Origin of the sequence: Streptomyces sp. NBC_01429 (genome assembly GCF_036231945.1) — a bacterium.
Lineage (GTDB): Bacteria > Actinomycetota > Actinomycetes > Streptomycetales > Streptomycetaceae > Streptomyces.
Genome location: NZ_CP109599.1, coordinates 6311730 through 6325701 on the forward strand (window position 1 = coordinate 6311730; position 13972 = coordinate 6325701).

The 13972-nt window shown below is 70.9% G+C and carries 13 protein-coding genes; 8 read left to right on the top strand and 5 right to left on the bottom strand.

The annotated features are described in order from the left end of the window. Nucleotides 1-104 precede the first annotated feature (104 nt). Nucleotides 105-1325, bottom strand: coding sequence for a phosphoserine phosphatase SerB (gene serB, locus OG627_RS27825; RefSeq protein WP_329069659.1), 1221 nt, complete (start codon nt 1323-1325; stop codon nt 105-107). Between the two features lie 350 nt (nt 1326-1675). Between serB and OG627_RS27830 the strand changes: the two genes are divergently transcribed. Beyond that, nucleotides 1676-4318 (top strand): ABC transporter ATP-binding protein/permease, encoded by a 2643-nt coding sequence (locus tag OG627_RS27830; protein ID WP_329069661.1) that lies wholly within the window; start codon nt 1676-1678, stop codon nt 4316-4318. A gap of 132 nt (nt 4319-4450) precedes the next feature. On the opposite strand, the gene OG627_RS27835 is transcribed toward OG627_RS27830, so the two are convergent. The 3 genes from OG627_RS27835 to OG627_RS27845 all read right to left on the bottom strand — a co-directional run bounded on the left by OG627_RS27835 (nt 4451) and on the right by OG627_RS27845 (nt 7232). Continuing rightward, nucleotides 4451-5188, bottom strand: a complete 738-nt coding sequence (locus tag OG627_RS27835; RefSeq protein WP_443073551.1) for a transglycosylase SLT domain-containing protein — start codon at nt 5186-5188, stop codon at nt 4451-4453. Nucleotides 5189-5460: 272 nt separating this feature from the next. Next, nucleotides 5461-6537 carry an S-adenosylmethionine:tRNA ribosyltransferase-isomerase gene (locus tag OG627_RS27840; protein WP_329069665.1) on the bottom strand — a complete coding sequence of 359 codons (1077 nt, stop codon included), beginning with the start codon at nt 6535-6537 and terminating at the stop codon, nt 5461-5463. Next, entirely contained in the window at nt 6534-7232 is a 699-nt protein-coding gene (locus tag OG627_RS27845; RefSeq protein ID WP_329069667.1) for an SDR family NAD(P)-dependent oxidoreductase, read from the bottom strand. The genes OG627_RS27840 and OG627_RS27845 overlap by 4 nt, the downstream gene beginning before the upstream one ends. 256 nt (nt 7233-7488) lie before the next feature. Here OG627_RS27845 and OG627_RS27850 point away from each other — a divergent pair, with 256 nt between their 5' ends. The 3 genes from OG627_RS27850 (at nt 7489) to OG627_RS27860 (ending at nt 9731) form a co-directional block, all read left to right on the top strand. Beyond that, nucleotides 7489-8634 (top strand): GAF domain-containing sensor histidine kinase, encoded by a 1146-nt coding sequence (locus OG627_RS27850; protein WP_329069668.1) that lies wholly within the window; start codon nt 7489-7491, stop codon nt 8632-8634. Then, nucleotides 8627-9274: a response regulator transcription factor gene (locus OG627_RS27855; RefSeq protein WP_329069670.1), complete on the top strand. Its 648-nt coding sequence runs from the start codon at nt 8627-8629 to the stop codon at nt 9272-9274. The genes OG627_RS27850 and OG627_RS27855 overlap by 8 nt, the downstream gene beginning before the upstream one ends. Before the next feature lie 208 nt (nt 9275-9482). Beyond that, nucleotides 9483-9731: a chaplin gene (locus OG627_RS27860; protein WP_329069672.1), complete on the top strand. Its 249-nt coding sequence runs from the start codon at nt 9483-9485 to the stop codon at nt 9729-9731. A 59-nt stretch (nt 9732-9790) separates the two neighbouring features. On the opposite strand, the gene OG627_RS27865 is transcribed toward OG627_RS27860, so the two are convergent. After that, a complete protein-coding gene (locus tag OG627_RS27865) occupies nt 9791-10591 on the bottom strand; it encodes a hypothetical protein (RefSeq protein WP_329069674.1) in 801 nt (266 codons plus the stop codon). A gap of 127 nt (nt 10592-10718) precedes the next feature. Here OG627_RS27865 and OG627_RS27870 point away from each other — a divergent pair, with 127 nt between their 5' ends. The 4 genes from OG627_RS27870 (at nt 10719) to OG627_RS27885 (ending at nt 13935) form a co-directional block, all read left to right on the top strand. Next, nucleotides 10719-11510 carry an ABC transporter ATP-binding protein gene (locus OG627_RS27870; RefSeq protein ID WP_329069675.1) on the top strand — a complete coding sequence of 264 codons (792 nt, stop codon included), beginning with the start codon at nt 10719-10721 and terminating at the stop codon, nt 11508-11510. Between the two features lie 83 nt (nt 11511-11593). Continuing rightward, nucleotides 11594-12022: an NfeD family protein gene (locus tag OG627_RS27875; protein ID WP_114622019.1), complete on the top strand. Its 429-nt coding sequence runs from the start codon at nt 11594-11596 to the stop codon at nt 12020-12022. A 90-nt stretch (nt 12023-12112) separates the two neighbouring features. Continuing rightward, on the top strand, nt 12113-13045 hold the full coding sequence (locus OG627_RS27880; RefSeq protein ID WP_329069677.1) for an SPFH domain-containing protein: 933 nt from the start codon (nt 12113-12115) through the stop codon (nt 13043-13045). 113 nt (nt 13046-13158) lie between these two features. Beyond that, a complete protein-coding gene (locus OG627_RS27885; RefSeq protein ID WP_329069679.1) occupies nt 13159-13935 on the top strand; it encodes a sulfite exporter TauE/SafE family protein in 777 nt (258 codons plus the stop codon). The last annotated feature ends 37 nt before the right edge of the window (nt 13936-13972 follow it).

The following is a 13972-nucleotide window of genomic DNA, read 5'->3' on the forward strand; positions in this document are numbered from 1 at the left end:
CGGCTCGGGCCCGACGCGGTCTCCCACGCGGCCCGACGTGCGAAGACCCCGGCGGGAAGGCCGGGGTCTTCGCACGTCTCGGGGGCATCGGGCTCCGCGCCGGGTCAGCCGTCCTCGCCGTCCGCCGCCTCGACCTCTTCGCGGGTGATGCCCAGCAGATACAGCACCGTGTCGAGGAACGGTACGTTCACCGCCGTGTGAGCCGCCTCGCGGACCACCGGCTTGGCGTTGAAGGCCACGCCCAGCCCCGCCGCGTTCAGCATGTCCAGATCGTTGGCCCCGTCACCGATCGCGACCGTCTGCGCCAGCGGCACTCCCGCCTCGGCCGCGAACCTGCGCAGCAGCCGGGCCTTGCCGGCCCGGTCGACGATCTCGCCGATCACCCGGCCCGTGAGCTTCCCGTCCACGATCTCCAGCGTGTTGGCGGAGGCGAAATCCAGCCCCAGTTGATCCTGGAGCGCGTCGGTGACCTGGGTGAACCCACCGGACACGACGCCCACCTGGTAGCCCAGGCGCTTGAGCGTGCGGACCAGGGTGCGGGCCCCGGGCGTCAGCCGGACCTCGGCGCGCACCTTCTCCACCACCGACGCGTCGAGCCCGGCGAGCAGCGCCACCCGGGCGTGCAGGGACTGCTCGAAGTCCAGCTCGCCGCGCATGGCCCTGGCGGTGACCTCGGCCACCTCGTCCTCGCAGCCGGCGTGCGCCGCGAACATCTCGATGACCTCGTCCTGGATGAGGGTCGAGTCCACGTCCATCACCACGAGCCGCTGGGCCCGCCGGTGCAGTCCGGCCGAGATGACCGCGACATCGACGCCGATCTCGGCGCCCGCCGTGGCCAGCGCCGTACGCAGGGGTTCGGTCTCCACACCGGACACCGCGAACTCCACGGCGGTGACCGGGTACTTCGCGAGCCGGAAGATCCGGTCGATATTGCCGCCCGTGGCGGTGATGCTGGCCGCTATGGCGGCCGTCGAATCGGCGGTGAGCGGATTCCCGAGCACCGTGACATGGGAACGGCCGCTGCCGCGCGGCCGGTTGTCACCGGTGCCGGAGATGATCTCGGCCTGGAGTCTGAGCGAGTCGGTCCAGCTGTGCACGGTCGCCCGCAGCGCGCCCTCGCTCGTACCCTCCGCGGTCGGCGCGGTGATCAGCGCGCACAGCACGATACGGCCGCGGGTGACGACCTGCTCGATGTCGATCACATCGACGGAGTAGGCGGCGAGGGTGTCGAAGAGTCCTGCGGTGATCCCGGGACGGTCCTTCCCGAAGATCTTGACCAGAAGAGTGGGGACATCGGCGGTCCGGGGTGGCTGAGATGCGCTCATGGTGGTTCCACCGTATCGGGCGGAGCGCGGATATCCGCCGAGTGTCCCGTGTACCGGACGTCCCGCGCGCGGACATGGCGCAATCGGGCGCCACGGCCTGAACAAGACGGCCCGTCCGCGGGCCCGCCGATTTTTGTCCTGGATGCGGTCATTGCTGGTATTCACACACGATCAGGGGGTTTTTATGCCTGCTTTATGTCGATCAGGGCCTTTCTCCCGCGCTGTTACATGCTTGTGCCGGTAATGCACCTGACCTGGCTTTCACAGAGGGGAGCGAGCCTGAAATAGTTCCCCACGATGTTCGCCGTCCCTAGACTCCCTGCGATGGGGGTAACTCGGGGGAAAGACAAGTGGGGCGTGGAGTGCCGGAACTCGTACTTGAATTGAACGGAAGAACCTGGACGCTCGATCCGTCCAGGTCGTACACCCTCGGACGTGATCCGCAGGGTGATCTGGTGATCGATGACGCCAGGGTCTCGTGGCGGCACGCCACCATCAGCTGGGCCGGGCGGGGTTGGGTCATCGAGGACCACGGCTCCACCAACGGCACCTATGTCGAGGGCCGTCGGGTCCAGCGGCTGGAGATCGGCGCGGGCTCGTCCGTGCACCTCGGGAACGCCACCGACGGGCCCCGGGTGAGCCTCACCGGGGGAGGGGCCGGCCAGGCCGCCGGCGGCGCGGCGTACAGCGGTCAGGGAGCCGCGCCCCAGCAGGCGGCGCAGGCGGCGCAGCCCCAGCAGCCCCAGCGTCAGGCCGCCCCCGGCTGGGCGTCCCAGCAGCAGGCCCCCGTCCAGCAACAGCCCCCCGCCCAGCAGCAGGGATGGCAGCAGCCGCAGCAGCAGGCTCCGCGACAGGGCCAGTTCCCGCACCAGCAGGACGGCGGCTCCGGCGACCACTCCCGGCGCGAGAACCCCGGCAGCCCCGGCCCCGGCCCCGGCGGCGCGGCGGCGGCCGGCGCCGCGGCAGCCGCACCGGCGTACGGCGACCGCAGCCCGACCACCTTCCACCAGTTCTCGCTGGGCCGTGTCATGCGCATCGGCCGCGCGCTGGAGAACGAACTGGTCGTCTCCGACCTCCAGGTCTCCCGCCTGCACGCCGAGTTCACGGCGACCCCCGACGGCCGTTTCGAGATCCGCGACCTCGGGTCCCACAACGGCACGTACGTCAACGGCCAGCCGATCGCCAAGTCCGGCACCGTCCACCTCGGCGCCAGCGACATCGTCGGCGTCGGGCACTCGACCTTCCGGCTCGTCGGCGACCGGCTGGAGGAGTTCGTCGACACCGGCGAGGTGTCCTTCTCCGCCCGCCACCTGACGGTGACGGTCGACGGCGGCAAGCAGATCCTCAAGGACGTCTCCTTCGGCGTCCCCGAGAAGTCCCTGATCGCGGTCATCGGCCCGTCGGGCTCCGGCAAGTCCACTCTGCTCAAGGCGCTCACCGGCTACCGCCCCGCCGACCAGGGCGATGTCCTCTACGACAACCGGAATCTCTACAAGCAGTTCGCCGAGCTGCGTCAGCGCATCGGTCTGGTCCCGCAGGACGACATCCTGCACAAGGAGCTGACCGTCAAGAAGGCCCTCAAGTACGCGGCCAGGCTCCGCTTCCCCGGCGACACCGCCGAGGCCGAGCGCGAGGCCCGGATCGGTGAGGTGCTGGGCGAGCTGAAGCTCGACATCCACAAGGACAAGAAGATCACCTCGCTCTCGGGTGGTCAGCGCAAGCGCGTCTCCGTCGCCCTGGAGCTGCTCACCAAGCCGTCGCTGATCTTCCTGGACGAGCCGACATCCGGCCTCGACCCGGGCATGGACCGCGACGTCATGCAGCTGCTGCGCGGCCTGGCCGACGACGGCCGTACGGTCCTGGTCGTCACCCACTCCGTGGCCGAGCTGGCGATCTGCGACAAGCTGCTGGTCATGGCCCCCGGCGGCTCCGTGGCGTACTTCGGCCCGCCGGAGGAGGCGCTCAACTTCTTCGGCTACACCAGCTGGGCCGATGTCTTCTCGGCCTTCGAGAACTACCGCGACTACGACTGGGCGGGCCGCTGGCGCGGCTCGCAGCACTACCAGATGTACGCGGCGGACATCGACGCCGTCGCCGCGCAGTCCGTCCACATGCCGCCGGCGCAGCAGATGCGCGCGCCCAAGGCGCAGAGCTGGGGCTCCCAGCTCTGGACGCTGATCCGCCGCTACGTCTCGGTGATCGCGTCCGACAAGGGGTTCATGGCGCTGCTGGTGGCCCTGCCCGCCGTGCTCGGCGTGGTCAGCACCGTCATCCCCGCCAAGTTCGGGCTCGGCCCGCCCGAGCTGCCCTCCCGCTTCAACAGCGGCGCGGGCACGATCATGCTGGTCCTCACGGTCGGTATGTGCTTCACCGGCGCGGCCAACTCCGTACGTGAACTGATCAAGGAACGGGTGATCTACGAACGGGAACGGGCCACCGGGCTGTCCCGCTCCGCCTATCTGATGTCGAAGGTGATCACACTCGGTGTGATCACGGCTCTCCAGGGCGTCATCATCTGCGGGATCGGCTTCTTCCCGCGCGCCCTGCCCGCCGAGGGCCTGATCATGCCGCCGGCCGTCGAGATGTGCCTCGTCGTGATCGCTCTGGGCGTCACCTCGATGATGTTCGGCCTGGTCATCTCCTCGCTGGTGAAGACCTCCGAGAAGACCATGCCGCTGCTGGTCATGTTCGCCATCGTCCAGGTCGTCTTCACCGGCGTCCTCTTCCAGCTGTTCGACTCACCGGGCCTGGAGCAGTTCGCCTGGCTGATGCCGTCCCGCTGGGCCATCGCGGGCGCGGGCACGACGCTGGACCTCGCGCACCTCATGGCGCCCTGGGACATCGACAACCCCACCAACCTGGACCCGCTGTGGGACCACTCGGCGGCCCAGTGGCTGATGAACATCTCGGTCCTGCTCCTCATGGCGGCCGTCCTCGGCTTCGTGGTGTCGCGGCTGCTGCGCCGCCACGAGCCCGAGGTCATGCGCAAGTAGCGCCCGAGTCCTGTCCGGGTCCTGTCCGGGCGACGACGACAGTACGAACAGCACGCCGGAGGGCGGCACCCCCGTGGTGGGGGTGCCGCCCTCCGGCGTGCGCTGTGCCGGTCCGTGCGTGGCGCGGCCGGATCAGTAGGCGCTGTTGACGTTGTCCATCGATCCGTACTTGTCCGCGGCGTAGTTGCACGCGGCCACGATGTTGGAGACCGGGTTGTAGATGTCGTTCGGCGTGCCCTTGACGTGGTACGTCTTGAAGGTCGGCGGTATGACCTGGAGCAGGCCCTTCGAGGGGATGCCGTTCTGGGCGTTGATGTCCCAGAGGTTGATCGCCTTCGGGTTACCGCTCGACTCGCGGATGATGTTGCGGTGGATGCCGTTGTAGGAGCCGGGGATGCCGTGCTTCTTCATGATCGCCAGCGACTCGCGGATCCAGCCGTCCAGGTTGTTCGCGTAGACGGGCTTACGGGTGGCGGACCGGCTCGCGGCCGTCTTGGCGCGCTTCTTCGCGTCGGCCTTGGCCTTCGCCTCGGCCTTGGCCTTGGCGGCGGCCTTCGCCTTCGCGTCGGCTTCGGCCTTGGTCTTGTCCGAGGCGGGAGCCTTGGCGGCGCTGCTGACGGCGCTGGTGTGCTGCTTGGCGATGATCGCGTGCACGGCAGATGCCTGGGAGCCGTCCGTGGTCGAGCTCCACGCCACCTGGGAGGCGGACGCGGGCTTCGACTGGGACGTGGAGCCGGCCTCGGCGGAGCCGCCGTTGCCGGGAACCAGCGAGAACGTGACCGCGGCGACTCCGGCGGCGGCGACGCCGGCCATGGAAGCCCTCTGGGTCTTGTTCAGGCGACTGAGGCCAGGGGTGCGTGACGAGAACATAGAGACGTACCTCTTCGAATAGCGGGAGTCGCGGAGGCCGGATGGCCAGCCTGCTCGGCGGCGACGTCCGCAATTGTTAGCGGCCGCAAAATGCTCTGGCAAAGGTGTGACGTACGACCCGGGATAGTGGAGCGGGGCACCGAGAAGGCGCCCCGCCGACCGTTTATCCCGCGTTCACACCCCTTTATCCGTCGACTAGTGCTGTTCGTAAGTGATGTACGTCCTATGCCTGGGCTCACACCGCGGCCATAACGACTTGACCATGCGTTGCTTCAGCAATGCGAAGTGTGAGCGTTTTCCTGCGGGAGGAGGAGATGGACGTCCCCGAACTCGTGCCAGAGGTAGAGCCGCCGCAGCGCTTCCCCGTATCCACGGGCCAGCGCCGCCCTCCCGGCGATGGCCTCCAGCATCAGCAGGTGCGAGGCACGGGGCTCGTGCAGCCCGGTCAGCAGCCCGTCCACGGCCCGCACCCCGCGCCCCGGTGTCACCACCAGGTCCGTCCAGCCCCCGGCCGCCCGTACGTCCCCGCCGGCGACCGCCGCCGACTCCAGGGCCCGTACCGCCGTCGTACCGACCGCGATCACCCGCCCGCCGCCCGCCCTGGCCGCGTTCACCAGCCGGGCCGTGGTCTCCGGCACCTCGAAGCGCTCCGGGTACGGCGGCTCGTGCGCCTCGGTCGACGCCACCCCCGTGTGCAGCGTCAGCGGCGCGAACAGCACCCCGCGGCTCACCAGCTCCGTGACCAGCCCCGCCGTGAAGGGCCGCGAGGCGCTCGGCATCTCGGCGGAGCCCGAGCCGTCGGAAACGGGCAGCGCGAACACGCTCTGGTAGACGCAGAGCGGCTGGTCGCGCTCCGTGTACCCGTACCGGATGGGCCGCCCGTACCGGCGCAGCAGCTCCGGCACGTCGCAGGAGACCCTCGCCCACCACAGCCGGGCCCCGTCGGGGGCCAGGGGCTCCTCCAGTACGAGCCGCCGCCCGCCCGGCAGCGTCACGAACGCCCCCGCCGGACCGCCGGGGCGGGGCAGGGTGGTGCCCGCCGCCTCACCGGCGCGCGGCGTGCGCAGCTCGACCGCCCACCGGCCGTCGTCACCGCGCGTCGAGAAGTGCACGACGACCCGTGCCCGGCCCAGCCGCCCGCTGACCGCGGCGGGCAGCGTGGCCGAGGTGTTGACCACCAGCACGTCCCCGGCCCGCAGCAGCTCCGGCAGCTGCCGGAACACGTGGTGCGACACCCGCGTGCCCCGGGAGACCAGCAGCCGTACGTCGTCCCTGCCGCTGCCGCGCTGCTCGGCGGGCACCCGGGCCGACAGCTCCTCGGGCACCGTCAGCTCCGCCAGGGCGGTCACCTCGTCACCCCCGTCAGCGCCGGAGCCGCGTACCGTCCGCTCGGCGGGCGCCGCTCCAGCAGCCGCAGGAAGCCCGGCACCACCGACTCCGGCACAGGACGCGGCTCCGGGTCGTCCGGCACGGCCGCCGCGTACAGATCCGTCCCCATGTCCCCCGGGTCGACCGTCCACACCCGCAGCCCCGGCTCCTCGACCGAGAGCACCGCCGCGAGATGGTCCAGCGCCGCCTTGGACGCCCCGTACCCGCCCCAGGTCTCGTACGCCTCAGCCGCCGCGTCGGAACTGACGGCGACCACCGCGCCCGCCGCGCTCGCCCGCAGCAGCGGCAGCGCCTCCTGCACCAGGCCCAGCGCCGCCACCACATTGGTCTCCAGCGCCGCCCGCAGCCCGTCCAGCGGGAGCGCGTCCAGCCGTACGAGCGGCTCGGCCCCCAGCGCGCTGGCGTTGCTCACCACCAGATCGAGCCCGCCGAGCCCGGCCGCCGCCGCGACCAGCTCCGCCCGGTGCGCGGCGTCCCTCACATCCCCGGCGAGCGCGACCACCCCGGTCCCGCGCGCCCCGAGCGCGCGGGCCGTCTCCTCCAGTACGGGCGCGGTCCTGGCGTCCAGCACCAGATCCCAGCCCCGCTCGGCCAGCCCCGCGGCCAGCGCGCGCCCCAGACCTTTCGACGCCCCCGTGATGATCGCCACCGGCATGATGTCGCTCCTCTTCACCCGTGCCGGCGTGCTCCGTCGCACGCCGATGCCCCCCAACGTAGGAACGCGCCCCCCGCCACCGCCTCGGACGCGGGCCCCGTCCGCGTGGGGTACTTCGGACTAGGCCGTCGGCCCCCGTCGCGCGGACTAGGCCCTGTCCGGGCGGTCCTGTCGGACAGGACCTAGGTCATCGGCCCCGGTCGCGGGGGGTCCCGAGCCCGATACGGTGCGTCCCGCCCGCCGGTACGGTGAAGCCATGAGCCATCGCCCCAGCTCCGGCCTCGCGGCCGTGAGCACCGCGCTCCTCGCGATGAGCCGGCACCTGGAGGTCCACGACGTCCTCAAGACGATCGTCGCCTCGGCCCGCGAACTCCTCGACGCCGAGTACGCGGCGCTCGGTGTGCCCGACGACCACGGAGGGTTCGCCCAGTTCGTCGTGGACGGGGTCAGCGACGAACAGTGGAAGGCCATCGGCCCGCTCCCGCGCCAGCACGGCATCCTCGCCGCGATGCTCCACGAGAAGAAGCCCGAGCGCCTCGCCGACGTACGCCAGGACCCCCGCTTCGAGGGCTGGCCGAACGCCCACCCCGACATGTCGGACTTCCTGGGCGTGCCCGTCAGGGACGGCGACGCGACCATCGCCGCGCTCTTCCTCGCCAACAAGCGCTGCCCCAAGCCGCACGGCGGCTGCGGATTCACCGAGGAGGACGAGGAGCTCCTCACGATCCTCGCCCAGCACGCCGCCATCGCCCTCACCAACGCCCGGCTCTACGAGCGCAGCCGCGAGCTGACCATCGTCGAGGAACGCTCACGGCTCGCCCACGAGCTGCACGACGCCGTCAGCCAGAAGCTGTTCTCCCTGCGGCTGACCGCCCAGGCCGCCGCCGCCCTGGTCGACCGCGACCCCGCCCGCGCCAAGGGCGAACTCCAGCAGGTCGCCGCGCTGGCCGCCGAGGCCGCCGACGAGCTGCGCGCCGCCGTGGTCGAGCTGCGCCCCGCCGCCCTCGACGAGGACGGCCTCGTCGCCACGCTCCGCACCCAGATCCAGGTCCTGGACCGCGCGCACTCGGCCCGGGTCACCTTCGACAGCTCGGGGGTACGGGCCCTGCCGGCCGCCCAGGAGGAGGCGCTGCTGCGCGTCGCGCAGGAGGCCCTGCACAACGCGCTGCGCCACTCCGGCGGCGAGCGGGTCGACGTCACCCTCGCCCGGCGCGGCCAGGGCGCGGTGCTCAGCGTCACCGACAACGGAGCGGGCTTCGAACCCCGCACGGTCCGCAGGGCCGGCCGTCATCTGGGCCTGGTCTCGATGCGGGACCGGGCGAGCGGCGTGGGCGGCAGACTCAGAGTGCGATCGGCGCCCGGCCGGGGCACCACGATCGAGATGGAGGTGCCCGGTGGCTGACAAGAAGATCCGCGTGGTGCTGGTCGACGACCACCAGGTGGTCCGGCGGGGACTGCGGACGTTCCTGGAGATCCAGGAGGACATAGAGGTCGTGGGCGAGGCGTCCGACGGCGCCGGGGGCGTCGCCCGCACCGAGGAGCTGCGCCCCGATGTCGTCCTGATGGACATCAAGATGCCCGGCACCGACGGCATCCAGGCGCTGCGCAAGCTCCGGGAACTCCAGAACCCGGCCCGGGTCCTGATCGTCACCAGCTTCACCGAGCAGCGCACCGTCGTCCCCGCGCTGCGCGCCGGGGCGTTCGGTTACGTATACAAGGACGTCGACCCCGAGGCGCTGGCCGGCGCGATCCGCTCCGTGCACGCGGGCCACGTCCTGCTCCAGCCGGAGGTCGCGGGCGCGCTGCTGGCGCAGGACGATCCGGCCGGCGGCGGCCAGGGCCGGGGGACCTCGCTCACCGAGCGGGAGCGCGAGGTGCTCGGGCTGATCGCGGACGGGCGCTCCAACCGGGAGATCGCCCGTGCGCTGGTGCTCTCGGAGAAGACCGTCAAGACGCACGTGTCGAACATCCTGATGAAACTGGACCTCTCGGACCGCACGCAGGCGGCGCTGTGGGCCGTACGGCACGGGCTGACGGACTGAGGAACGACGGACCGGTCCGGGCCGAAGGCGAACCTGGCCGGGAGTCGAACCGGCCGGAGTCGAACTGGAGTGTCATCTTCCGATCGGAGATTCATACTGTCGGGTGGATGTAACCCACACGGCGTATCCAGCCCGTGGGCCGGGCGTTCCTCATGGCGTGCCGCGGTGTCCCGCCGCGGTTGTTGATCACGCGATTAAGGAACATCCCATGAAGGTTGCCAAGAAGGCCGCCCTGGTCATCGTCACCGCCGGTCTCGCGGCGGGCGCCTCCGCCGGTGCCGCGTTCGCCACCACCGGCGGCGCCCACGCCGACGGCCAGGCCGTGCACTCCCCGGGCGTCGGCTCCGGCAACGCGGTCCAGGTCCCGGTGCACATCCCCGTCAACCTCACCGGCAACACGGTCAACGTGATCGGCCTGCTGAACCCGGCGTTCGGCAACGGCTCCACCAATTTCTAAGGCTCGGTTCGCCTCCGGGGCGGTATGAGCCGGGCGCACCCGGCGCCGCCCACCGCGTGTCACGGCGCGGTGGGCGGCGCGTTCCGCTCCCGCTCCTCCACGTACGCGTTGTACGCGGCCACCCGCGCCCGCCGCGCACACCGCTCCACCGGCCGCAGCGCCTCCCCCCGCGCCGCCATCTCCGACGCGCTCACCGCGCCGCCGTGCCCGCGCTCGTACGCCAGCGAGACCAGCAGCGCGATCCGCTGCGCCAGATGAGCCACCCGCACCGCGCGCGGCGGATAACCGGGAGCCAGCACCTCGTGCTCCCGCTCCGAGCGCGCCCGGTACGCGTCCAGCGCCGCCTCGGCCACCGGCCCCGAGGCCGCCACATCCAGCCGCGACAGCACCTCCGTCGCGTCCCGCAGCGCCTCCGCCAGCTCGCGCTCGGCCTCACCGAGCGACGGCACGTCCGCCGGCGGCGCCTCCCGTACGGGCAGGCAGTGCCAGCGGACCTCCACATGGAGGTCCCCCTCCGGGCCCACCGCGGACACCTCCGGCACCAGCCCGTACGGCGCCCCCGCCGCGATCACGGCCTCCCCGGCCTCCAGCGCGCGGGCGTTGAACTCCGGCGGCCCGCTGAGCCCCAGCGGATGCCCCGGCGCGGGCAGCGCGACCCGGAAGCCGGTCACCCCGAGCGTCCGCAGCCGCCCCAGCGCCAGCGTCAGCCCGACAGGGCCGGGCTCGCCCGGCAGCCCCTCCACCCGGTGCGACGCGTCGTCCCCGACCACCGCGAGCACGGCGTCGTCCGGCGATACAAACCCGGCCAACAGGGCATTTCCCCAAGCGGCCAGCAGTCCTGAACGTGGTTGCGAAAGCATGGGCCCAGCCTAGGGAACGGACCTCGGGACCGGACCACTCGACCGGTGGCGTAGGTTTTCCCATGGGGGCCGCGCCTACAGGCGCACCTGAAACCTCAAGACGATTGCATGGGGAGACAACGCGCTCATGAGCGATGTACTGGAGCTGGTGGACGTATCCGTGGTCCGCGACGGACGCGCTCTGGTGGACGATGTCTCCTGGTCGGTGAAGGAGGGGGAGCGCTGGGTCATCCTCGGCCCCAACGGCGCCGGCAAGACCACCCTGCTCAACCTCGCCTCCAGCTACCTCTTCCCGACCACCGGCGACGTCACCATCCTCGGTGAGCGGCTCGGCAAGGTGGACGTCTTCGACCTGCGCCCCCGCATCGGCATGGCCGGCATCGCCATGTCCGAGAAGCTGCCCAAGCGCCAGACCGTCCTCCAGACCGTCCTGACGGCCGCCTACGGCATGACCGCGACCTGGAACGAGGACTACGACGCCGTCGACGAACAGCGCGCCCGCGCCTTCCTCGACCGCCTCGGCATGACCGAGTTCCTCGACCGCAGGTTCGGCACGCTCTCCGAGGGCGAGCGCAAGCGCACCCTCATCGCCCGCGCCATGATGACCGACCCCGAGCTGCTGCTCCTGGACGAGCCCGCCGCCGGACTCGACCTCGGGGGCCGCGAGGACCTCGTACGGCGGCTCGGCCGGCTCGCCCGCGACCCGTACGCCCCCTCCATGATCATGGTGACCCACCATGTCGAGGAGATCGCCCCCGGCTTCACGCACGTCCTCATGATCCGCCAGGGCAAGGTGCTCGCCGCCGGCCCCATGGAGACGGAACTGACCTCGCGCAACCTCTCCCTCTGCTTCGGCCTCCCGCTCCTCGTCGAGCGCAACGGCGAACGCTGGACCGCGCACGGACTTCCGCTCGGCTGAGCCGCCCGCCCGGCCGAACTGCTCTGCGGCTGACCTGATATGACCCCTGTCGGGAGAGGGACTGTCGCCCCTACCATGAACATGTGGAAATCGACGCGTGGGTGTGGTGGCTGATCGGGGCCGTCGGGCTGGGTATTCCGCTGGTCGTCACGGCGATGCCCGAGTTCGGCATGTTCTCCGCCGGAGCGGTGGCCGCCGCGATCACGGCGGCGCTGGGCGGTGGTGTGGTCGCCCAAGTCCTGGTGTTCGTCGTGGTGTCGGTCGCTCTCATCGCCGTCGTACGGCCCTACGCGGCCCGGCAGCGCAGCGCGAACCCCGACGCCAACACCGGCATCGACGCGCTGAAAGGCCGTCAGGCCGTTGTCCTGGAACGGGTGGACCGCGCCGGAGGCCGGATCAAACTCGCCGGCGAGGTCTGGTCGGCGCGCAGTTACGACGAGGACCGCTCGTTCGAACCCGGCCAGAACGTCGACGTCGTCGAGATCGACGGTGCGACAGCCGTCGTGATGTGAGCCAACCCGGCCGAACGGTCACCACGTTGGCCCAACGTCTGAGAAACTCGATCATCAGAACATCCGGCAGCGAAGGGCCCGAGGAACGCGATGCCATCAATCATCATCGTCCTGGTCATCCTGGTGGTGCTTGTATTCATCGCCCTGGTCAAGACCATTCAGGTCATCCCCCAGGCGAGCGCCGCCATCGTGGAGCGGTTCGGCCGCTACACCCGCACGCTCAACGCGGGTCTGAACATCGTGGTCCCGTTCATCGACTCGATCCGTAACCGCATCGACCTCCGTGAACAGGTCGTCCCGTTCCCGCCCCAGCCGGTGATCACCCAGGACAACCTGGTGGTCAACATCGACACCGTCATCTACTACCAGGTGACCGACGCCAGGGCCGCGACCTACGAAGTCGCCAGCTACATTCAGGCCATCGAGCAGCTCACCGTCACCACCCTGCGCAACATCATCGGTGGCATGGACCTGGAGCGGACCCTCACCTCCCGCGAGGAGATCAACGCGGCCCTGCGCGGCGTCCTCGACGAGGCCACCGGCAAGTGGGGCATCCGCGTCAACCGCGTCGAGCTGAAGGCGATCGAACCGCCCACCTCCATCCAGGACTCGATGGAGAAGCAGATGCGCGCCGACCGTGACAAGCGCGCCGCGATCCTCACCGCGGAAGGCATCCGCCAGTCGCAGATCCTCACCGCCGAGGGTGAGAAGCAGTCCTCTATCCTGCGCGCCGAAGGTGACGCCAAGGCCGCCGCCCTGCGCGCCGAGGGCGAGGCCCAGGCCATCCGCACGGTCTTCGAGTCCATCCACGCGGGCGACCCGGACCAGAAGCTCCTCGCCTACCAGTACCTCCAGATGCTCCCCAAGATCGCCGAAGGCGACGCCAACAAGCTCTGGATCGTGCCCAGCGAGATCGGCGACGCCCTCAAGGGACTCAGCGGAGCCTTCGACAACCTCGGCGGCGGCATGCCCGGCTTCAACACCAGCGGCAAGGAACGCAGGCAGACCCCGCCGCTCGACTGATCCCCGTTTTCCGGTATCCCCGCCGGCCCCGGACCGACCCCGCTCGTCCGATTCAGCCGCTCCTTCGGGCATGATCGGTGCAACCGGCACCGATCACCGAAGGGCAACACACCGTGACCATCTGGGAGATGCTCGCCGTCTTCGTGGCGGGTATCAGCGCCGGGACGATCAACACCATCGTCGGCTCCGGCACGCTGATCACCTTCCCCGTCCTACTGGCGACGGGCCTCCCCCCGGTCACCGCCACCGTCTCCAACGCCCTCGGACTGATACCGGGCTCCGTCAGTGGCGCCATCGGCTACCGCGCCGAACTCGCAGGCCAGGGCCGCCGCATCCTGCGCCTCAGCGGCGCCGCGCTCGTCGGCGGACTCTGCGGCGCGACCCTGCTGCTGCTCCTGCCCTCGACGGCCTTCGAGACGATCGTGCCCGTCCTGGTCACCCTCGCCCTGGTCCTGGTGATCCTCCAGCCCCGGCTGGCGGCGGCCGTCCAGGCCCGCCGCGAACGCACCGGCACCGTCGCCCGCCCCGACGGCGGCCCGCTCCTGTTCACCGGACTGCTGCTCGCCAGCGTCTACGGCGGCTACTTCACGGCGGCCCAAGGGATCATCTATCTCTCCCTGATGGGCATGCTCCTCGACGACACCCTGCAACGCCTCAACGCGGTGAAGAACGTCCTCGCCGCCGTCGTCAACGGCGTCGCGGCCCTCTTCTTCCTCTTCGTCGCCGAGTTCGACTGGACGGCTGTCGTCCTCATCGCCGTGGGCTCGGCGCTCGGCGGGCAGATCGGCGCCAAGGTCGGGCGCCGGCTGCCACCGACGGCACTGCGCGCGATCGTCGTCCTGGTCGGTGTCGTCGCCATCGTGCAACTGCTCATCCGCAGATACGGCTGAGCGGACCGGGCCCGGGCGGGCCGGACCGGACCCGTAC

Coding starts and splice junctions, on each gene's coding strand:
- OG627_RS27860 (WP_329069672.1), top strand. CDS start 9,483: ATGAAGGTTGCCAAGAAGGCCGCCCTGGTCATCGTCACCGCCGGTCTC.
- OG627_RS27880 (WP_329069677.1), top strand. CDS start 12,113: ATGCCATCAATCATCATCGTCCTGGTCATCCTGGTGGTGCTTGTATTC.
- serB (WP_329069659.1), bottom strand. CDS start 1,325: ATGAGCGCATCTCAGCCACCCCGGACCGCCGATGTCCCCACTCTTCTG.
- OG627_RS27850 (WP_329069668.1), top strand. CDS start 7,489: ATGAGCCATCGCCCCAGCTCCGGCCTCGCGGCCGTGAGCACCGCGCTC.
- OG627_RS27865 (WP_329069674.1), bottom strand. CDS start 10,591: ATGCTTTCGCAACCACGTTCAGGACTGCTGGCCGCTTGGGGAAATGCC.
- OG627_RS27845 (WP_329069667.1), bottom strand. CDS start 7,232: ATGCCGGTGGCGATCATCACGGGGGCGTCGAAAGGTCTGGGGCGCGCG.
- OG627_RS27835 (WP_443073551.1), bottom strand. CDS start 5,188: ATGTTCTCGTCACGCACCCCTGGCCTCAGTCGCCTGAACAAGACCCAG.
- OG627_RS27870 (WP_329069675.1), top strand. CDS start 10,719: ATGAGCGATGTACTGGAGCTGGTGGACGTATCCGTGGTCCGCGACGGA.